Raw genomic sequence first — 21,695 nt, 5'->3', positions numbered from 1 at the left:
CAATATATAGGACTTGACTATCTTGGGGACGGCTGACCCCATCCATTCTACTTAATTGCGTCGAAATCGTCCATGATTGCGTCGTTTTCGGGGTGAATTGCGTCATTATTAAATTTATTGCGTCGATTTCAAAGTAATTGCGTCATTTTTCATAGTTTATGCATCTTTTTGAAATAAATGGTAAACTACCTCACTCTACATAGCAAGACACCCCATAAAAATCCCTTGAAACTTTTCCCACCCCACCCGACTCTAATGAATGACAGGAGGTTAATCAATGGATGTGAAACTCGTAAAAAAAGCAATTAAAGGGAATGAACAGGCATTTGAAAGGCTGATCCACTCAGAAAGCGAGAAGCTGTACCGGACTGCATTCCTGTATGTGAGAAATAAAGAAGATGCATTGGACGTTATGCAGGAGACGGTTTGCAAGGCGTTTACGTCGATATCCCGGTTAAAGAATCCGGAGTACTTCAGTACCTGGCTGATCAAGATCCTGATACATACGGCATACAGTTTTTTGAAAAAGCAAAGCAGGCTTGTCCTGACGGGGGATGATTTTCTCGACAATGCCCTCACTACAGATGAAACGGATGTAGAGGGGCGGATCGATTTAATCACGGCAATGGCGTCCTTGAATCAGCACTATCAAACAGTCATTATCTTATTTTACTTTCAGGGTCAGTCAATCAAGATGATTTCAGAAACAATGGATACGCCTGAAGGGACGGTTAAGACGTATCTTCACCGTGCGAAATTGGAATTGAGGAAGCTGTTGGAAGGAGTGAATCAGTATGGACAGAAAATGGTTTGAGGGAGAAATGGATAACATCGAAGTACCGAAAGATGAGGTTCTTCAGGCGATTTCAACTGGAATTGAAAAGGGAAGAAAACAGAAGGTACGAAAAAAAACGGTTAAGGTAAGTGCTGCCTTCACTACGGCAGCAGCCTCCATGGTTCTCGTATCAGGCTTCCTATTCGCGCCTGTTAACAACGCACTGGCCAAGCTGCCCGTGCTCGGCGGGATTTATGAAAAAGTCGGGTCCCAGGTCGGAAAAGAACTCTATTTAAGCGATAAAGTCACAGAAGTCAATCAGGCTGCCACTACCAATGATGTGGATGTGACGATTACAAGCACATATTATGACGGGAACATAATCGGGGTCACCTTTAAAGCGAAAGGTGATAACTTATCGATTGAACATATGGATGAAGGAAACCGTCCGGTGAGTGGCTATAGCTATCACCTCTTCGACGGGAAGGATCAGAAACAATGGGGATCGGGAAGTTCGGGTCTTAAAAAAGACGGGGATGAGTTCATAGGCTCGATCGAATTTTACCGGGATGGGAAAGAACTGCCGGAAAACTTTACCCTTCCGTTAACCTTCACCCATATGGCAGATGTAAACGGAACTTGGTCATTTGATGTACCGGTGAAGAGGATTCCATTTGAAACGATCCAAACAGCGGCGAGGACAGAAACTCCGGATGGGGAATTTGAGCTGCAAATGATCTCAGTCACGAATGGGAAAGCCACGACCACTCTGGAGTATACGTATACGGTGGAGTCACGGAAGGATACGGTAGACCTGATCGTGTTTGATAATCTTGGGAACAGGCTGTCAAAGTCCAGTGAAGAGGTACTCCATATCAAAGAGATAGATGGGAAAATACAAAAGACGGTAAGAGAGCTCTTTACGAGTAAACTCAATGACAAGGCGCATTCGCTGAAAGTACAGGCAGACATGGAGCGCATGGATGAAGATGCCCTCCATTCATTGAAAACATCGATTCCATTTCAAGTGAAGAGTCCACGTTTCGGTTATCAGGTCATGGTGAAAGATATTCAAAAAGTTAAAGGGGAAGTGACCGTGGATTTCACCATCGATAACATCAAAGAAGAACAGTTCCGATTTGACATTTTGGAGAATTTTGCTCAATTCGTTCAGGTGATCCCATCCGAAGATATTAAACGAAGTGCCAAGGATGAACTGGATTATAATGAGATGTTGGAGCATATGATCAGAAGTGCTCATACGAAGACAGTGGATAGGGATGGCCTGCGTTTTCGATCCACTTTTACATTACCTAAGGATGCAAGCCTCGAGGATTACTCACTGATCGTCCCATTCGCGACCTTAAGTAGTAATGATAAGCCGATTGAGATGAAACCGTTCGAAATCAAGCTGAAATAAAGGGTACAAGAAATCCCCTTGTACCCAGGGATTTCTCCCAAAAACCAATTGACAACCTTTTCAAGAGAATGGTATAGTAATTCAAACAAAATAATACGTCACTCTCTGATAATAGAGGCGCGAGCATGATGAGTACCTTCTTTGAGAATAATGGATTCCGGGATAAGTTGGGAAAGGCAGATCGCCGAAGCAGAAAATAGCCAATTCTATTTTTTGTTGGGCCAGCATTGAAGAAATGTTGGACTGTCACAATGCAAAAGTTGTGGAGCACTATTGAAGAGATGTTAATACATTGTCTTCATCTTGTTTCCGTAAACTTTGATGAATAACCGTATGAGCATCTGCTTCATACGGTTTTTTGTGTTTTTTAGAGAGTCTAAAGGAGTTTAGGATATGAGTACAGTTGATGTGAATGTAAGTGGGGATCTTGAAATCGGTGGTATGAGTACGGGTGAGTTGGTCGAAACCTATGGGACGCCTTTAATGGTATACGATGAAGGAATGATCCGCGGAAATGCGAAATTGTTCCGGGAGGCATTTAAGGAAAGTGGATTGCAGTACCAGGTGGCCTATGCGAGTAAAGCGTTTCTTTGTAAAGAAATGGTGCGCCTGGCGGAACAAGAAAACCTATCCCTGGATGTTGTCTCAGGCGGGGAATTGTATACGGCATTGGAGGCAGGCTTCCCGGCAGCACGCATCCATTTTCACGGGAACAACAAGTCCGAAGAGGAGCTGCTAATGGCTCTTGAAGCTGAAATTGGATGCTTTGTCGTCGATAGTTTCCTCGAACTTGAACTGCTGCATGACCTGGCAAAAGAGCGGGAGCAAGAGGTTCAGATCCTGATCAGGGTCACACCGGGCGTGGAAGCCCATACCCATGAATACATCACGACGGGACAGGAGGATTCGAAATTCGGATTCAGCATTTCAAACGGACAGGCGGCCACTGCGATTCAGCTTGCAATCAGAAAGCCATACTTCTCATTGCTCGGCCTCCATTCCCATATCGGATCCCAAATTTTTGAACGGGAAGGCTTTGATCAGGCGATCCAGGTATTGGCTGATTTCATGCAGCGGATCCGGATTGATTTGGACGTAACGATGCCGGTGCTGAATATCGGTGGTGGATTTGGTGTCCGGTACACCGAAGAAGACCAGCCTTTGCCGATTCCGACCTATGTCAAAGGGATAACGGATAGTGTAAAAAACTATTTTGTCAAAAATGAATATCCACTCCCTGAAGTATGGGTGGAGCCGGGTCGAAGTATGGTGGCAGAAGCGGGAACTACCTTGTATAAGGTTGGTTCAAAGAAAATCATTCCTGATGTGCGCACATATGTAGCGATTGACGGGGGAATGACGGATAATATCCGCCCCGCCCTCTACCAGGCAAAATACCATGCGGTCCTGGCCAACCGTCCACAAGAGGAATGCACGGAGCTTGTGAGCATCGCCGGGAAATGCTGCGAATCCGGTGACATGCTGATTTGGGATCTGATGCTTCCGCCTACGAATTACGGAGATATACTGGCGGTGTTCAGTACAGGAGCCTACGGGTATTCCATGGCGAGCAATTATAACCGTATCCCCCGCCCGGCCGTTGTGTTTGTAAAGGATGGGGAATCACGGGTCGTGATTGAACGTGAATCGTATGCGGACCTCGTACGAAAAGACCGATAGTAAATCAAGGTGGAATCCTAAGGGGTTCTACTTTTTTGTGGGTAAATATGGTAATATGGAGAGGTGGCATGTACCCTTATTGTTTGGAGGATCAATCTATGAATCTTAAATCTATTGGTTCCATGGCGTTGAAATTTGTTTTTGTTCTGTTTGGAATCATTCTCTTAACAGGACTCATTGGTCTATTCAATGAAGGAGTGGACCTCAGCCTGAAACAATATATGCTCAACATTGTGGAGATTTCAACCTCCCTCGTCCATTCTGAATCGATGACCATCACGAATGAATCGAACAACTCGTATCCGATGTTCCCGGCCTTCTGGGAGCCGTATTTCTATTCAGTATCGATTTTTTTGTCTGCCTTTCTTTTATCCGTCCTAATGGGCATCTTCCTTGCGTACCTCACACATTTGCTGCCCTCTAAATGGTCGAAGTTCATTCTAAGGGCAACCAATCTTCTGGAGTCCACACCGGATATCTTCATCTTGATCGTCATCCAATACAGCATCATCTTCATCCTGAAAGAAACGGAGGTGCTATTGTTTCCCATCGTAGGCTCGCAGGAGAAGGTGTATTTCGTGCCGGTTGTGACCCTGTCCATTTTACCGACGATCATGTTGTTCAGGATCATCTATCTACTGGTGAATGATGAATACGGGAAGACGTATGTTGATCTGATTAAGAGCAGGGGGATGTCGAAGCACTCTATTTTCTTCATCCATGTCCTGAGAAATATCGCGTTCAGCTTATTGAATCATTCCAAATCCATCATTCTTTTTCTCTTATCTTCATTAATCGTGTTTGAAAGATTATTTAATATTTATGGCATCACCCATTTCATCCTGTCATTCTCTCAAATGGATGTAATCTGTTTCAGTCTGATCATGTTTTATCTACCTGTTTTTGTGCTGCTCATCCTCATCAGGCTCATCGTTGATCGGAAAACCGGGCAGAAGGTGGTGATATGATGCTGAAAAAATTAATGAAGAATCCTTCTTTTATAATGGGGTTTATTTTTCTGTTCGGTATGTTTGCCTCAAGTCTTGTTTACTATGTTGGGTGGGGCGATGAGGTGCCGAAGCTTGACCTTTTGAAAAATGAAGAAGGGAATATTCTCAGCCCTCCATATTCACCGGTAGAGTATCCACCCCTTGGCACCGACAATTTTAACCGGAATATCTTCCTTCTTATCATCGTTGGGGCGAAATATACAATAGGGGCAGCGCTGGTCATCACGCTATGCAGGGTATTGCCTTCGGTTTTGCTCGGAATAGTGCTTCATTTTTATTTGAAACCATTCAGAAGGATCATCGATAACATTGTGGATGCCGCAAACTATTTTCCGCCGACTTTATTATCTTTTTTATTATTGAATTGGATGATGCTGGAGGGTCCATTATATAATCCAGAGGGGTTCCCTTATGATTTTACGGATAAAACGATTTTTTATCTGATTATTCTTATCGTTCTTTCACTTCCGAGTCTGACTCTGCTATTTGCGAATGAAAATGACCGGATTATGAGCCAGGAGTTTATTGATAGTGCGAAAGTACTGGGTGCAACGAAGCGTCATTACATCAGGAATCATATTCGTCCTTTTATTCTTCCTCAGATTCTTCTAGTGTCGATTAGGGAATTTATGATCATCATGCTGTTGATTGCGCATCTTGGGGTTTTAAACATTTATATCGGGGGATCATCTTTGGAGGTAGATCTTTTTGACAATCCGTTCTTGGCTTCCCTTTCTCATGAATGGTCTGGTCTTCTTGGCGGCTGGTGGCAATTCCTGTGGACGACCTATCCGTGGATTTCTTTCATCCCTGTCGTTTTCTTTACCTTGACGATCCTGTCGGCAAAGCTGATGCTGATCGGGGCGACACAAGAGGTGGAAACTCTGGTGAAATCTTCAACAGATAAAGTATCGGCTGAAGGATTTGAAACCCGATGCCTAAAAGACAAAGAAACGTTTCAACTTGTGAAAGAGGCGAAGTGAGAAAGGGCATCCCAACCCATAATTATAGCCTGAAAAGTGTAATCTGAGAGAAGGCAGCGACCTATTAGGGCGCTGCCTTCTCTCTTTTTGTGTTATGGCTTAACTCCATTAACTACCCTGAAAGCCTGATCACAGGGTGAAATTGATGATTTAAACGTCAAAATCACGGAATTTTCTTTCGGATCATCCAAACGATTATTAAAGGGGACTTTAGTCGACCTGAAATTGGTTTGTAATAGATAAATGAGATGTTTTTACGTTATTCTCCATTTTGTGACCTGGAACAACCATAAATTTCTGTACCTATTTTCATAGAATAACTTCCTGCTTTCCCGGGAGCGAGGACTCTCTAGTACCCTCGTCCCGAAAAATAACCCCAATTGAGAATTCCATGTTCACGCCCTTACAATTTAATTAACGACATGAGGTTCACTCGACTTCCAGAACATATCTTTCAAATACAATCAAGGAGGCGTTGGTTTAATGTTCTGCCAGTAGTCTATCAATCATGTAATCGGTATTGTGGCTACATACTTTATTCCTTTTACCTCATCCAGATTCTACCCTATGACTGTATCAAGACCTTAATAGAATAGGAGAATGTTCATGAAAAAGCTTAACGTGAAACCCCTTCTGATCGGATCGATTGCCGCGACGATGATTTCAGGTTCGATGTTCCAGGTAGATGCACTCGGTATCTCTTCCAACGGGAAGGAACTCGAGGAGTCAAAGGTTGATAAGAATGAAGCAATCAAAGGGGAACATACGATCACCCTCATCACTGGGGATGTGGTAAAGGTGTCGATCCTCCAAAATGGCAAACAAATCATCAATGTGGAGCCTGCTGAAAAGAATGGGGAAGGTGTCCGGGTCATGACCATCAAAGACGACACATTCGTATTCCCGAACTCTGCCATGCCTTATATGGCAGCAGGAAAAATGGATGAAGACTTATTTAATATTACGAAATTGATTGAGTACGGGTATGATGATAAGAATCAAGCGTCTGTACCTGTCATCGTAGAATACAAGGAAACCAAGGCAAAGACTTCCTCAGCAGCTCATGCCCCAAAAGGATCGAAGAAAGTGAGAGACTTGGAAAGCATTAATGGAGCGGCTCTTTCTGCCGAGAAAAAGCAGGCAGTAACATTCTGGAAAGACGTCACCGCTCAAAGTGAAAAGAAAGAAACGGAGAAAGCACCCCTATTTGAATACGGAGTCGATAAAATCTGGCTGGATGGCCGCGTAGAAGCAGCCCTCGATCAAAGTGTGCCGCAAATTGAAGCGGATACCGCTTGGGAACAAGGTTTTACAGGAGAAGGAGTCAAGGTGGCGGTCCTTGATACTGGAATCGACTCTGAGCACCCGGATATCACGGGTCAAATTGATAAAGCTGTAAGCTTTGTACCTGGTGAAGAAGTAAAGGATGTCAATGGTCACGGAACCCATGTTGCCTCCACCGTGCTTGGAACGGGTGCGGGTGACGGTAAACATAAAGGTGTCGCACCTGATGCCCGATTATTGGTAGGGAAAGTGTTAAGCGATCAAGGATACGGGCTGGATTCCTGGATCATCGACGGAATGGAGTGGGCCTCAGAAAATGCCAAAATCGTCAATATGAGTCTTGGAAGCGATATGCCAAGTGATGGAACAGACCCAATGGCAGAAGCGGTGAATAGATTGACAGATGAGAATGGAACCTTATTCGTCATTGCTGCCGGTAACAGAGGCGGGGAAGGTACGATCGGTTCTCCGGGTGCAGCTGATTCCGCTCTAACAGTTGGAGCAGTAGATAAAGCGGATGAACTTGCCTATTTCTCTTCCAAAGGTCCACGCTTTGGGGATATGGGGCTCAAACCGGATCTTTCAGCTCCCGGTGTGGGAATCATGGCGGCTCGTTCTCAATATTCCAGCGGGACCGGAGATTACAAAAGTTTGAATGGTACATCGATGGCGACTCCTCATGTTGCCGGTGCAGCAGCCATTTTAGCAGAAAAGCATCCTGAATGGGATGGAACGACATTGAAACAAGCTCTGATGAATACGACCAAGAAGCTTGATGGTTACCAGCCTTATCATGTTGGAACAGGACGGGTGGATGTTGCAGCCGCTTTGGATTCACAGGTTAGAGCAACCGGATCCGTTTCATTCGGCTTCTTCAAGTGGCCTCATGATCAAGCAGCTCCGGTTGAAAAAGTAGTTACCTATACAAATGATAGTGAGGAAGATGTAACGCTTGATCTGGAACCAACCTTTACTAATGCGGAGGGTGAAGAGGCACCAAACGGCATGCTGACACTCTCCGATCAAACCATTACGGTTCCGGCAGGTGGGACGGTAGACGTGAATGTTACACTCGATTCAACACTCGGTGAAACCGGCTCCCGTTACCAAGGATTCCTGACAGCCAAAAAGGACGGAACAGAACTCGTACGCACGACGATGGCGATGGTCAAGGAAGAGGAGAGATACCCTCTTACATTGAATGCAACTGACCGTGACGGATCGAAAGGACAGGCATATGTTGTGCTATTCAGTGAAAAAATGGAGCCTGAAGTAGTGGGCGTCGATGGAACACTCGAGCTTCGCCTGCCACCTGGCACGTATTCCGCTATGTCACTCATGGATGTCGATGTAGACACGGATCACGCCGGGGTTGCTCTTGTCGGAAATCCGGAAGTGAATCTTGATGGACCTAAAACAGTCGAGCTCGATGCACGAAAAGCGAAGGAAATCAAAGTAGAAGTAACGAAGAAAGCAGAAGCGAATTATCGACGTATGGAGTACCATCAAACCATTGGTGATATGCCAATGACAAGTTTATATTTAATGCCGGTTTGGATCGATAAACTATATGCCGTACCGACCAAGGAAGTGAAAAGTGGATACTTCGAGCAGCTGACTCGCTGGCGCCTGACCAAGCCACTATTGACGATCGATTTTAAAGGAAAAGAATTGGATGATATCCCGTTAGCGGGTAGTACCCTATTGGATGGAAAGTATAATCTGTCCACTGTGTATGCAGGGAAAGGGAGTACAGCTGACTTTGAACGATTGAAGGCAAAAGGAAAAGCGGTCGTAGTTGATCGAAATGCAGAAGTGAGTGTGTCCCAACAAGCTACGAATGCTGCCGAAGCAGGAGCGGAACTTGTGGTTATTGTGAACAATGAAGACAAAGAATTCAGTGTATATGCGGGAACTCCTGACTATACGGATAATCCTGTTGCCGTTGCAGGTATCAGTAAAAGCGAAGGGGACAAGCTCGTCAAAGCGGTTCGCTCTGGAAACGTAAAGCTGAAGGTTGAAGGAACGGTCGATTCTCCATACCTCTATGATTTAATGGATGTCCATGAAGGATCCATCCCGAAAGATCTGACCTATGCACCAAAAGGGAAAGAACTGGCAAAAGTCGAAACAAACTACAATTCACCTGTTGAGACGGATGGGGGGGAATTCCGTTATGACCTTCGTCCACACACAAGAGGAGCGGTGGGCTTCCTTCAAAAGGTTTCACTGCCAAGTGCCCGCACTGAGTATGTTTCGGCAACAGAAGGCACCGGCTGGTATCATCAGGCCAATGTGCTCGATGAGGGATGGCAGATCCGACAACCGCTGAACACGTATTCGAAGGGACAAAAGCTTACAGAAAACTGGTTTTCACCTGTCGTACGTCCAAGTCTGGGAGATGGTTACTGGCCACCGAGAAGACAGGGGAATTCCCTTCAAATCAATGTCCCTGCATGGGCTGACGCCGGTAAAGGGAACACAGGGGGGACAGAATGGGATGTGTCTTTCCAAAACCAGACTTCTCAGTTATACAAAGGGGACACGTTACTGAAAGAAGGAAAGGGACAGGCACTGAATGTTTGGGATATCTTACCACAAGAACGTACCCAATACCGATTCGTCACAGACGCCAAACGGGATGAAAACCGCTGGAATACATCCACCCGGACCCATTCGGAGTGGACATTCTGGACGGAGGAAACAGATGATTGGCAATATGACCTGCCATTCCTGACTCTGGATTACACGGTGGATACAGATGTGAATGGGGATGCATTAGCCAACCGCCCGACGAACCTTGAGTTATCCGTCGGCAAGGTGGAAAATGGAGTAGGATACGGAAATGTGGAAGGAGCAACTTTAGAAGTGTCCTTTAACGAAGGAAAGTCATGGAAAAAAGTAAAGCTGAACCAGGATGGCGATACGTTTAAAGTCACCATTCAGAATCCTAAGAACGCAACGAATGTTTCATTGAAGGCGAGTGCTTGGGATGATGAGGGGAATAAGATCACACAGGAAATTATTAAGGCTTATGGACTGAGATAATTAAGAAGGAAAGATGCCTCGATATAGTGGAGGCATCTTTTTTTATGTCGCAATAGGAGAGGAATAGTCAATGAAAAAGCAACCCTCATCGATTTAGAGGAACTCGCGGAAGGCAGAGGAAAAGAGGGTCCCTCAAGGTCATTGAAACTTTTTGAGCATCTATACGTATAGTATATTGATAGATTTTGATGTAATTCGTAACACAGGGGGTGTTTCTTTGAAAATAAGGACATTTAGAAGCATGACAGAATCAAGTTTGCATAAAAAAGTGAATGACTTCTTGGAAGATCAGACCATTGAAATAATAGATGTTAAATTTTCAATGACCATATTTGATTACGGAGTTATGATACTGTACAAAAAGAAGGAGCAATAAATGAACAGTGAACTAGAAAGCATTTTCTTCCTGTCCATTTGGATTGGAGCATGGATTGAGAAAAGGATTGGACAAGGAGTAAAAGGGGTAATCAGTTACGTGGTCATCTACTTCATTGTTACGACATTTCTATTCATCTTCACGAATGGGATAGAAGTATGGTTCATTAATCAAATGTTTTCCTTTTTCAATACATATCTTTTGTTAGGAATGTTATATGTGTTTTTTATTTACTGGAAGAGTTCAGAGCAGAAAACCTAACTGAAGAGTGAACTCTCTTTATCTCAATCAAGAGAGGGACGGACCTAACATTTTGATAAAAGAATCAAGAGGGACGGGCATTCATTTGTAAAAATGAAGGTCCGTCCCTCTATAATGTTAAGATAATGCATCCGTCACATATTTCTTCGTAGCTGCCTGATAGAACCCTGCCTGAACCGTCAGCACCGATACGATCAGGACATTGAGAACAATGCTGAGATTTTCTTCCTTGATTCCATTTAAGGAGGATAGTATGGTTCTGCATTCTTGATGAATGAATTGATCGATTAGATCATTGACAGAGCCTGAAGCGGAAGACTTCATCGTCGGGAGTGATTGATGGTGGATCTGGTCAAAGACCGACGCATAGGCAAGGTAAAGATCTGTGGGATTGACGATGTCATCCGTACGGTCTTCTATGTTGTTGAACACCAGGGTCAAGATCTTCCGGATGGATTCGAAATCCAAGGTAGCTTTGAGGTCTTCCACGATGAACAGCATGGCGGCTTGTTCGATGGTATATTTTTTTCCCAGCTGCGGGGAACCGATCAGCCCTTTCACATCCCGCTTCACCCAGTTCTGGACAGTACTTTGGGGGAAGTTGGTGAATTCGATGTGATTTCCCAGGGAGACGATTTCATTGAGTGAAAAACCGGTTTCTCCTTTTGCTGGTTTGAGGATTTTTTGAATGATGGGAGGGAGGTCGTTTTCTTTATGTAGATTCATCCACGCATCCTGAAGCACCTTGATCGGGGACCTGCTGTTTGTGCCGTTCAGTGAAAGCAGCAGGTCGGCCATATTTTTACGTGTCAGTATAAACGTTTTCATCATGATTCCCCCGTCTCTTTTACATTATCTTCTTCTATACTACTGGTTCGGTGGGGTCTCGTCAATTTCACCTTTTACTTGTATTTTGCCTGAAAAGGACGTATAATAAATTCCAGATACAGGTTCATATGAACTTGAAATGAGAGTGAGGAGACAAGATGGGGAAACGTATATTTTATTTCCTTTTAACGAACGTTTTAGTATTATTGACGATTAGTATCATTTTTTCCGTCACCGGAGCAGGGAACTACATTAATGCCTCAGGCGGAATTGATTTCGGCGCATTACTAGTATTCAGTGCGATCATCGGTTTTTCCGGATCATTCATTTCATTGGCCATGTCACGTTGGATGGCGAAGAGAATGATGGGTGTCCAAGTGTTGGATCCAAATGGAGCCTTGTCTTCTGAGGAACGGGCAGTTGTGGAGAAAGTCCATCGTTTATCAAGAGCGGCTGGTTTAGTGCACATGCCCGAGGTGGGAATCTACCATTCTCCTGAAGTGAATGCTTTTGCAACGGGTCCTTCTAAGAAACGCTCATTGGTTGCTGTTTCGACAGGATTACTCCGTGAGATGGATGATGACGCGGTTGAAGGTGTCATTGCCCATGAGGTGGCCCACGTTGCGAACGGTGATATGGTGACGATGACCTTACTGCAAGGTGTGGTCAACACCTTTGTCGTTTTCTTGGCACGAGTCGCCGCATGGATTGCGTCACGATTTGCAAGGGAAGAAATGGCACCAATCGTGCATTTCATTGCCGTGATTGTATTCCAGATCGTTTTCTCAATCTTGGGAAGTTTAGTCGTCTTCGCTTACTCCCGTCACCGTGAGTTCCACGCTGACCGTGGTGGAGCGGATCTTGCAGGTAAGGACAAAATGGTCCATGCTCTGCAAATGCTAAAAGCATACTCGAGTCGTATGAAGGGTGAAGATGACACAGCCATCTCTACATTGAAAATCAATGGAAGACGAAAGTCAGCGATCTTCTCGACTCACCCTGATCTGGATGATCGGATCAGTCGTTTGGAAGCGAAGTAAGTGGAACGGGGGACAGTTTAGATGTCCCGTTCGTTGTAAATAAAAAAAGGTGCCTGATTCCATCAGTGGAGTCAGCGCACCTTTTTTGTTGTATCTGGAAAGATGGACTAAACAGCTAAGGGTTGCTAATAAATCACCCTTTCGATTATATGAATATCCACAAGTTACCTTCTACAGGCAGGAACTGGGGCTTTTTTTATCCGGCCGTGACCATTTGTACAAGCTATGAATATTTTACTAGTAGAAGGGGTGATAGATTAAATGGTAAAAGCTAGTGATTATTTGATCGCTTTAGACGATGGTCATGGGATCGGGACAGCCGGGAAACGTACGCCTTATATCCAGTCCCTTGGCAGGGAAATCCGTGAAAATGAGTTTAATGAGAAAGTGACATTCTTTTTGAAAGTTGAATTGGAGAGATGTGGGTTCAGGACTATACTGACAGCGCCGACTGATGAGGATACACCATTAAAGTCACGTACAGATCTAGCCAATTCTAAGAGAGCCAATGCCCTGGTTTCCAACCACTTTAATGCCTTTGATGGAAAATTCGATGGTCCGGGAAAAGATGCTGAAGGGCACTCCCTTCATATCTATTTCAATGATGTACAGGATAGAAGACTTGCTGAAAGCATTGCAAAGTACTTGAAACAGGGTACGAAGCAGGTATATCGCGGGATCATTGAGCAGAATCTTCATATGACAAGGGATTTCAATGGGCCAGCGGTGCTTGTGGAGAATGGATTTATGGATGATGAGAGAGAAGCCTTGCTCATGATCAATGAGGAATTTCAAAGGGAATCAGCAAGAGAGCAGGCTCGTGGGGTCTGTGATTTTTTCGGCGTTCCGTATGTGGCTGCAGGAAACGTTGTGGTCCCTCCTGAAACGGAGGTCAAAGGTGTGTGGACAAGCAGGGATGTTATCGGAAAACGGGTGGAGAGCATATATAGAGGTGCTGAAGGACTGGACTTTTACTGTAAGCCGACCTTCCGGGATACCTACCGTGCCGGCACTTTGAAGTACGGATATGGGTTTCCGGAGATTATACGGAAGCTTAAGGTGGAAGGTGCTTATATGTATGAAGTCAAGAACTCAAGGGGACACGTGTATTATGTAACAGCAGCCCCGAAATTTGTGAAGGTGGAAGGAAACGGTCAATCTTCCGGGGGATCATCATCACCGCCGCCTTCATCGGGACCGGTCGCGATCGGGGAAATCAGTATCGTGGGGGTGGCGAATGCCGCTATCATACAGGATCGCCCCGACCGTTTGACATCAAAGGGCTTGGGTATCATCGCAAAGGGCAGGACGATTCCCGTCACAGGATCCCTTAAAGGGAAAAATAGCAGCTCGGGATACTGGGAAGTCATCTACAACAGCAGGAGAGCTTATATAACCGGAGAATGCGGACATTACAAAGCCTATTAGCAATGTCCGCAATAATAAGGTCCGTCCTTTAGAGCGTTAACACTCTAAAGGACGGACCTTCATTTGCCTTTGGTGATGCAGGGAGGTGAGGAGCCTATATCCCTGTTGCATTCCTCCACTTTTTTTAATAAAGTATAAAGTTAGACAGAAGTTTTCAAGGAGGACCAGAAATTGACGAATATCAAACCAGAAACAATGGTTGTGACAATAGAAGATTTGGACCAAAAAGGTTCAGGGCAGGCTGTGGTCTGGCGGGAGAATGAGCTTGGGAATCCGAAGAAGCTGAGACTCACGATCCCTCAGACCCTGCCGGGGGAAAAGGTGGAAGTGACGGTGGATCAGCCTGATCGCCGTAGACGCAAGGCTATGCCTGATGAAATCCTCGAAGCCCACCCTGAGAGAATCCCTGCACCTTGTCCGCACTTTGAACGCTGCGGCGGATGTGTGTGGCAGCATTGGGATTATAACGGTCAGTTAAAGCAGAAGACGAATCATGTGAAGCATGCCCTGGAAGAGCAAGGCTTTGATCCTGACCTGGTACGGGACACGATGGGGATGGATAATCCGTGGCGTTACCGCAATAAAATGGAATTTACGTTTTCTCCTGAAGGTGCCCTTGGACTGCATGAGCAAGGGAATTTCCGTAAGGTCATTTCCCTTGAAACCTGCTTGATCGCAAGTGAAGAAATGGTGGAAGCAACGATGGAAGTCGCCGATTGGGTGAAGGGCCATGGCTTAAAAGGATATAACAAGGACGAGCACGAAGGGTTACTTCGTCATTTAATGGTCCGTCAATCGTTTGTAACGGGTGAACTGATGCTTGGTCTGTTTGCGACGGAGGCGCCTGAAAATCATCAGGAGGCAGTGGACAACTTGGTTACCCGCATAGGTGAAAAATTCCCTCAAGTCAAAAGCTTGTTATGGCTTGAAAATACGGCATGGGCGGATCGAACGCAAGCAGAAGAGATCCATCTCTTAGCTGGTCGTGACTTTATCTATGATGAAATGGATGGATACCGCTTCCGTCTTTGGTTTGATACGTTCTTCCAGACGAATCCGACTCAAGCTCAAAAGCTCGTTGACTTAGCGATTGAAATGGGACAACCGAAGAAAACAGAAAAAATGATCGACCTTTTCTGTGGGGTAGGTACATTTTCTCTGCCATTCGCAAGCAGAGTAGGAGAACTTGCGGGCATTGAAATTGTTGAAAGTTCGATCGAGTCAGCGAAACGCAATGCTGAAGATAACGGCATCTCAAACACGACTTTCCTCGCTAAGGATGCTCGAAAAGGAATTGACCAAATGCTGGAGAGCTTTGGCCATCCACAACTATTAATGCTTGATCCGCCTCGATCAGGTGCAGGCGGGAAAGTCATGAGACGAATCGGACGTGCCAAGCCGGAACGCATCGTGTATGTATCCTGTAACCCCGATACATTCGCGACGGATATCAAGGAGCTGGAACCATTCGGATACACCCTTGATGCTGTTCAACCTGTTGACTTATTCCCTCAAACGGTGCATGTTGAGTGCGTAGCGACCTTGACATTAAATAAATAAATGGGACGGAGGGACAGGTTCGTTGTCCCACTGGAAATGGTGCTTGATCCTTATAAGGGTCGGGCACTTTTTTTGTAATAGTGGTGTACATTCCCTTTCATGTGTAAAATATAATATATAGAACTGGACTTGAAGAAAATCATAGAATCTCTATGATTTTTTGTTTTATGAAAATAAGCCAAAACCAAAAGAAGGAGATACCATGACAAAGGGAAACGAAACAGGATGGAACATAGAAAATAGTTATGCACGCCTGCCCGACTCATTTTTCACTAAGCAAGATCCGACTCCGGTTAGCAAACCTGTATTAATCGTCCTTAATGATTCTGTAGCACAATCGCTGGGACTCAACCTGGAAGAATTGCATCGTGAAGAGGGAACAGAGGTGTTTGCGGGCAATCAAATACCCGAAGGTGCCGAACCCCTTGCTCAAAGCTATGCCGGGCATCAGTTTGGCTATTTTAATATGCTGGGAGACGGTCGCGCTGTCCTGATCGGCGAACAGATCACCCCATCAGGTGAGCGTTTTGATATTCAGCTCAAAGGTGGAGGAAGAACCCCTTATTCCCGAGGTGGGGACGGTCGCGCGGGACTTGGACCGATGCTCCGGGAGCACATCATCAGTGAAGCCATGCACGGACTTGGGATTCCGACTACCCGAAGCTTGGCGGTGGTGACTACAGGTGAGCCGATTTTCCGGGAAACGGAACAGCAGGGAGCGATCCTGACCCGCGTAGCGGCTAGTCATCTTCGCGTCGGTACTTTTCAGTTTGCTTCTAAATTTGGAACGGTGGAAGATCTCCGCGCACTGGCTGATTATGCAGTGGAGCGTCACTACCCGGAAGGTTTGAATGCACCGAACCGTTATCTTTACTTGCTGGAAGAAGTCATCAAGCGCCAGGCTGCACTCACTTCCAAGTGGCAAATGGATGGGTTCATTCATGGCGTGATGAACACGGATAACATGACGATCAGTGGAGAAACCATTGATTATGGACCATGTGCCTTTATGGATACGTATGACCCGGCAACGGTATTCAGCTCCATTGATACCGGAGGACGTTATGCCTATGGAAATCAGCCTCAAATTGCCGGATGGAACCTTGCCCGATTTGCCGAAAGTCTGTTGCCGATTCTTCATGACGAACAAGAAGAATCGCTGAAGATTGCCCAGGATGCTGTAATGGAATTTCCTAAACTGTATGAAGCTCACTGGCTCGACGGAATGAGAGGGAAACTCGGTATTTTCAATGAAGAAGATGGGGACGAATCCCTTGCAAAAGACCTTCTCGGTTTAATGAAAGAGAATCGTGCCGACTATACCAACACATTCCGTGCATTAACAAATGAAGAACAAATCGATTGGTTTAATAACCCGGAATTTGTTCAATGGAAAGAACGCTGGGAAGAGAGACTTAACAGGCAGGAAGAGTCGAAAGAAGCAACTCATCAGTTAATGCGAAAAAGTAATCCATCTGTGATTCCCCGGAATCACCGTGTGGAGGAAGCGTTGGAAGCTGCAGTGGAAAGTGGTGATTACAGCGTAATGGAGCGTTTGCTTGAGGTTCTTAAAGATCCTTATCAGTTATTGACAGAACAGTGCAAGTACGCGACACCACCTGATCCATCCAACCGCCCTTACCGAACGTATTGCGGTACATGAAGAATGAGCGCAAAGCAGGAAGTCCAAAAGGTTTCCTGCTTTTTTTGAGTGTTAGAGGACTTTCTCACTGATAAGTCGAAATTATTCAAAGATAGCTGAGGAGAAAATGGAGATAAAGGAGTTTTTCTATTGAACCAAGCATTGCTCGTGATTGATGCCCAGCAGGAATTAATCGAAGGAAATGAAGGGGAACAAGCGGTATTTCAAAAGGAGAGACTGATTGAAAACATCAATCGGGTCATCCAGAAGGCAGCCGAAACAGGTACTCACATCGTGTTTATTCGAGATAAAGATGTCGGAGGCGGGGAAGGTGATGGATTCCAGGTTCACAAGGATATCCATGTTACGGACAATGCGGTTGTGTATGATAAATTAGCCACCAATTCGTTTTATGGTACGCCCTTACTAAGCTTTTTAAAAGACAAAGAGGTTGAACATGTCGTAATCATGGGATGCCAAACGGAATATTGTATCGACACGGCCGTTCGTTATGCAACCGTTAATGGATTGGACGTAACCCTGGTAGCAGATGGTCACTCGACAAAGGATTCATCCGTGTTAAAGGCTGAACAAATTATCCAGCACCACAACAAGGCTTTGTATGGCCATTATAATGTGGATCATTTCTCCGACGTCAGACAATCTGATGAAGAGTTGTTTCAGCCCAAGCATGATTTTTATCGTGAGAAATACGGAATGTAGAATAGGAAAAGCTCATTTTCTCTGACAGAAAGCAGATGGAATGGGCTTTTTTTGTTCCCATTTTGAAGTGTTTTCTCATTTGGATTCTACAGTGATATGCTATAGTAGTAGCATATCAGGGCAGGTCCGGTCTTTCTTTCATATTGACAAAGGAGGAACAAGGAGAATGTATGATTTAGTTCAGAAAGTTCGAGAAGAAAATCCATTAGTACATAATATAACGAACGTAGTGGTCACGAATTTTACGGCCAATGGCTTGCTGGCTATCGGGGCATCTCCTGTGATGGCCTATGCGAAAGAAGAAGTAGGGGATATGGCGAAGTTGGCAGGGGCACTTGTCCTTAATATTGGAACCTTATCGACAGACATCATCGATAGCATGATCATCGCTGGAAAAGCGGCCAATGAAAAAGGGATACCTGTTGTATTGGATCCGGTTGGAGCAGGGGCGACTTTCTTCCGCACGGAAATGGCAAGGGAAATCCTGAATGAAGTAAACGTCTCCATCTTAAGAGGGAACGCAGCGGAAGTGGCTCATGTTGCAGGAGAACAATGGGCGATCAAAGGTGTTGACGCCGGTTCGAATGGGGGAGACACGTTGGAATTAGCTCAAAAGGCGGCAGCGCAATTGGAATGTACCATTGTCATAACAGGGAAAACCGATATCATCTCAAACCCGCAAGGAACCTATTCAGTGGCGAATGGTCATCCTATTTTAACGAAGGTCACGGGGACGGGCTGTTTATTATCTTCGGTCATCGGTGCCTTTGCAGCCATTGAAAAAGATCTATTAAAAGCTGCTGTAACGGCAGTTGCCGTTTATGGAATAGCAGCAGAAAAAGCAGCCGGTGTGACATCTGAAAAGGGTCCGGGAAGTTTTCAAATTGAATTCATCGATCAACTTTCCTCCATTTGTGAAGAAGATGCTGCACTTGCAAAAGTAGAGAGAATCTAAAGAGGAAGGGTGGTACAAACATGTCTGTATATAAGGCATTGACGATAGCAGGTTCAGACAGTGGCGGGGGAGCCGGCGTTCAGGCAGATATAAAAACATTCCAGGAGCTTGGTTCCTATGGGATGTCGGTCATCACTGCCGTAACCGCTCAAAACACATTAGGCGTTCAAGGCGTGTATCCCGTTTCCATGGAAGGAATCGTTCAGCAAATGGATTCTATTGGCCAAGACCTGGGGCCACATGCGTTATAAACGGGCATGCTGCATTCCGGTGAAGTCATTGAGGCAGTAAGTGAACGAGTCCGTCATTATGGCTGGACGAATCTTGTGGTGGATCCTGTCATGATTGCAAAAGGCGGAGCCAAGCTTTTACAAGATGAAGCCGTTCGTGCGTTAAAGGAACAATTAATACCTCTTTCTGCTGTCATTACACCCAATTTACCTGAAGCAGAAGTCATCACCGGTATAAAGATTGAAACATTGGACGATCGAAAAGACGCCTCAAAGATCCTGATTGAAATGGGTGCCGGATCAGTCGTTATAAAAGGCGGACATGCCGATGGCGAGCAGGTAATCGACCTCTTTTATGATGGGGAGGAATTTGTGGAAATGGTCTCACCCAGAATCGAGACACCTCATACGCATGGAACTGGATGCACCTTCTCGGCTGCGATTACTGCTCAATTAGCTCAAGGAATGGACATCAAGGAAGCGGTCAAGACGGGGAAAGGGTTTATCCGGGCAGCCATTGAAGACCTACTTGGAATTGGGAATGGTCATGGCCCGACGAATCATTGGGCTTATAATAAGAAGGCATCAGGTGAACGTAAATGATCGATAAGCGGGAGCAATTAAAGGATTCTCTTACTCTTTATTTTATTATGGGAAGCACAAACTGCATGAAGGATCCGGTTTATGTGTTAGAACAGGCAATAGAAGGTGGCATAACCCTCTTTCAATTCCGGGAAAAAGGGCTCGGTGCCTTAGAAGGACAGAAAAAGATGAAACTTGCTGAAAAACTTCAGAAGGTATGCAAGGACGCCGGGATCCCTTTCATCGTAAATGACGATGTGGAATTGGCTTTAGCCATCGATGCTGATGGCATTCATATCGGTCAGGAAGACGAAAGGGCAAGTATCGTACGGGATAAAATCGGTGACAAATGGCTTGGGGTTTCCACTCATACACTTGCCGAAGCGCAGCAGGCGATTGCCGATGGGTCGGATTATTTAGGATCTGGTCCCATCTATCCCACCCTTTCAAAAGACGACACAGTCAAAATTCACGGCTTGGACATCATCAAAAGCTTTCGAATAAACGATATTCCTATCCCGATTGTGGGGATTGGAGGCATCAGTTCAATGAATGCCAAAGAAGTTATTGATGCTGGTGCCGACGGAATCTCGGTAATCTCAGCTATATCAGGTGCCGAAAACATCACAGAAGCGGCGAGAGAACTGAAGAGAGCCGTTTGTCCCGCCCGATAAATATGAAACCAGGCCTGCCCCAACACGTTAACTCCATTAACGTGTTGGGGCAGGCCTTATTTGACGATTCAAGTAACAAATGGATTGACAAATATTGCGTTATCCTTCGATTCCCTGACAAACCGGACAATAGTACAGCCTTCTTGAAGCTGCCACCGTCTTCTCGATTTCACTTCCACAGATGAAGCAAGACGCACCTTCCCGGTTAAAGACCCAGTGACGATAACGGGAGCGCTTCACTCCTTGACTTTTCAGCTTCTGCGCAAGGTCGGGATCATTGGTGATCCCACCAGTCTCATACGACTGCTTTACTAAACCCATGACAGCATGAGCTGCTTTGTTTAATTGATTTTCTGTACAATCGACTGGCCTTAGGGAAGGATGAATGCCAGCAACAAACATGATTTCAGATCGCAAATAATTTCCGATTCCGGCTACGAAACCTTGATCCAGCAATAGAATCGACCATTTGCGGTTTCGGAATCGTTTGTCCTTCATCCGTTCCATCAGCTCATCTACTGATACCTCTTCGCTTAAAAGATCCGGTCCTACTTTTGAGACGAATGGGTGCCCGGGCACTTCTTCGTCACGAAGAACCTCGATATCCGATGCACTATAGAGAAGTGCCGACTTTTTCTCATTATGTAGAGCCAACCTGAGCTGTCGGTTGGTTTTCGGGTAGTTATATGTGTTTCTGATATACCATTTTCCGTAAAGTTGATTGTGAGAGTAAATGGTGTATCCGTTGTCAAAGCGGATGAGCATGGCTTTTCCTTTCGTGTCCACTCTCTTCACGATCGATCCTTTTAATAGGTCTTCGTAATCTTCCAAATGAGGGAAGGCAAAGTATACATCTTGTACGGTTTTATTCTTAAGAGCGCGCTCGACTCCATCAGCCGCTCTTCTGATTTCCGGACCTTCTGGCATGGCGGTTTCTCCTTTTTTAGTATAGTTATTCCCTTTTTAATCCTTAATGTAACATTCGGATAGGCTGGGCTACTAATCTATTTCATGGTCTTGACATTATTCCAATATATTGATAAAGTTTTAAAAAATCTAAATATTTTCTTATCCAGAGAGGTGGAGGGACTGGCCCTTTGAAGCCTCAGCAACAGGTCTGTGAAGATACTGTGCTAATTCCAGCGGGTGATTCAAACCCTGATAGATAGGAGCAATCTTTTATTTGTCGGTGACGC

General features: G+C 45.2%; 16 protein-coding genes, 1 pseudogene and 2 riboswitches. Of the genes and pseudogenes, 15 read left to right on the top strand and 2 right to left on the bottom strand.

Translation table 11 applies throughout. The features are described 5' to 3' along the window. The first annotated feature begins 277 nt into the window (after nucleotides 1–277). The 7 genes from ACIFOD_RS16130 (at nucleotide 278) to ACIFOD_RS16100 (ending at nucleotide 10,837) form a co-directional block, all read left to right on the top strand. Nucleotides 278–814: a sigma-70 family RNA polymerase sigma factor gene (locus ACIFOD_RS16130; protein ID WP_430315474.1), complete on the top strand. Its 537-nt coding sequence runs from the start codon at nucleotides 278–280 to the stop codon at nucleotides 812–814. Beyond that, nucleotides 795–2,195, top strand: a complete 1,401-nt coding sequence (locus ACIFOD_RS16125) for a DUF4179 domain-containing protein (RefSeq protein ID WP_430315473.1) — start codon at nucleotides 795–797, stop codon at nucleotides 2,193–2,195. Before ACIFOD_RS16130 ends, ACIFOD_RS16125 begins: the two co-directional genes overlap by 20 nt. A gap of 104 nt (nucleotides 2,196–2,299) precedes the next feature. Next, nucleotides 2,300–2,476: riboswitch (Lysine riboswitch) on the top strand. A 112-nt stretch (nucleotides 2,477–2,588) separates the two neighbouring features. Further along, nucleotides 2,589–3,875, top strand: a complete 1,287-nt coding sequence (gene lysA, locus ACIFOD_RS16120; protein ID WP_430315472.1) for a diaminopimelate decarboxylase — start codon at nucleotides 2,589–2,591, stop codon at nucleotides 3,873–3,875. 98 nt (nucleotides 3,876–3,973) lie between these two features. Continuing rightward, nucleotides 3,974–4,843, top strand: a complete 870-nt coding sequence (locus tag ACIFOD_RS16115) for an ABC transporter permease subunit (protein WP_430315471.1) — start codon at nucleotides 3,974–3,976, stop codon at nucleotides 4,841–4,843. Next, on the top strand, nucleotides 4,843–5,868 hold the full coding sequence (locus ACIFOD_RS16110; protein ID WP_430315470.1) for an ABC transporter permease subunit: 1,026 nt from the start codon (nucleotides 4,843–4,845) through the stop codon (nucleotides 5,866–5,868). Before ACIFOD_RS16115 ends, ACIFOD_RS16110 begins: the two co-directional genes overlap by 1 nt. A gap of 606 nt (nucleotides 5,869–6,474) precedes the next feature. After that, nucleotides 6,475–10,200, top strand: a complete 3,726-nt coding sequence (locus ACIFOD_RS16105; RefSeq protein ID WP_430315469.1) for a S8 family peptidase — start codon at nucleotides 6,475–6,477, stop codon at nucleotides 10,198–10,200. Between the two features lie 376 nt (nucleotides 10,201–10,576). Continuing rightward, nucleotides 10,577–10,837 (top strand): hypothetical protein, encoded by a 261-nt coding sequence (locus ACIFOD_RS16100; RefSeq protein ID WP_430315468.1) that lies wholly within the window; start codon nucleotides 10,577–10,579, stop codon nucleotides 10,835–10,837. Between the two features lie 117 nt (nucleotides 10,838–10,954). On the opposite strand, the gene ACIFOD_RS16095 is transcribed toward ACIFOD_RS16100, so the two are convergent. Beyond that, nucleotides 10,955–11,665 carry a DUF1836 domain-containing protein gene (locus tag ACIFOD_RS16095; protein ID WP_430315467.1) on the bottom strand — a complete coding sequence of 237 codons (711 nt, stop codon included), beginning with the start codon at nucleotides 11,663–11,665 and terminating at the stop codon, nucleotides 10,955–10,957. A 158-nt stretch (nucleotides 11,666–11,823) separates the two neighbouring features. Between ACIFOD_RS16095 and htpX the strand changes: the two genes are divergently transcribed. From htpX to thiE, 8 genes and pseudogenes are all read left to right on the top strand, one after another. Then, nucleotides 11,824–12,705 (top strand): protease HtpX, encoded by an 882-nt coding sequence (gene htpX, locus ACIFOD_RS16090; RefSeq protein ID WP_430315466.1) that lies wholly within the window; start codon nucleotides 11,824–11,826, stop codon nucleotides 12,703–12,705. Nucleotides 12,706–12,966: 261 nt separating this feature from the next. Further along, entirely contained in the window at nucleotides 12,967–14,133 is a 1,167-nt protein-coding gene (locus tag ACIFOD_RS16085) for an N-acetylmuramoyl-L-alanine amidase family protein (protein WP_430315465.1), read from the top strand. A gap of 195 nt (nucleotides 14,134–14,328) precedes the next feature. Beyond that, a complete protein-coding gene (gene rlmD, locus ACIFOD_RS16080) occupies nucleotides 14,329–15,693 on the top strand; it encodes a 23S rRNA (uracil(1939)-C(5))-methyltransferase RlmD (protein ID WP_430315481.1) in 1,365 nt (454 codons plus the stop codon). Between the two features lie 202 nt (nucleotides 15,694–15,895). Continuing rightward, the gene (locus ACIFOD_RS16075) at nucleotides 15,896–17,356 is read left to right on the top strand and encodes a protein adenylyltransferase SelO (RefSeq protein ID WP_430315464.1); all 1,461 of its coding nucleotides are present in this window, start codon (nucleotides 15,896–15,898) and stop codon (nucleotides 17,354–17,356) included. Nucleotides 17,357–17,485: 129 nt separating this feature from the next. After that, nucleotides 17,486–18,058: an isochorismatase family protein gene (locus ACIFOD_RS16070; protein ID WP_430315463.1), complete on the top strand. Its 573-nt coding sequence runs from the start codon at nucleotides 17,486–17,488 to the stop codon at nucleotides 18,056–18,058. 166 nt (nucleotides 18,059–18,224) lie between these two features. After that, nucleotides 18,225–19,013: a hydroxyethylthiazole kinase gene (thiM, locus tag ACIFOD_RS16065; protein ID WP_430315462.1), complete on the top strand. Its 789-nt coding sequence runs from the start codon at nucleotides 18,225–18,227 to the stop codon at nucleotides 19,011–19,013. 20 nt (nucleotides 19,014–19,033) lie between these two features. After that, nucleotides 19,034–19,846: pseudogene (gene thiD, locus ACIFOD_RS16060) on the top strand (bifunctional hydroxymethylpyrimidine kinase/phosphomethylpyrimidine kinase). Continuing rightward, entirely contained in the window at nucleotides 19,843–20,499 is a 657-nt protein-coding gene (gene thiE, locus ACIFOD_RS16055; protein WP_430315461.1) for a thiamine phosphate synthase, read from the top strand. The pseudogene thiD and the gene thiE overlap by 4 nt, the downstream one beginning before the upstream one ends. Before the next feature lie 99 nt (nucleotides 20,500–20,598). Here thiE and nei read toward each other — a convergent pair whose 3' ends face one another. Then, nucleotides 20,599–21,426: an endonuclease VIII gene (nei, locus tag ACIFOD_RS16050; RefSeq protein WP_430315460.1), complete on the bottom strand. Its 828-nt coding sequence runs from the start codon at nucleotides 21,424–21,426 to the stop codon at nucleotides 20,599–20,601. Between the two features lie 138 nt (nucleotides 21,427–21,564). Then, a riboswitch (SAM riboswitch) is annotated at nucleotides 21,565–21,671 on the top strand. Nucleotides 21,672–21,695 lie beyond the last annotated feature (24 nt).

This window comes from Rossellomorea sp. NRS-1567, assembly GCF_050467885.1.
Taxonomy (GTDB): Bacteria; Bacillota; Bacilli; order Bacillales; family Bacillaceae_B; genus Rossellomorea; species Rossellomorea aquimaris_C.
Note: the sequence above shows the minus strand (reverse complement) of the source record. Positions and strands in the feature narration are given on the sequence as shown.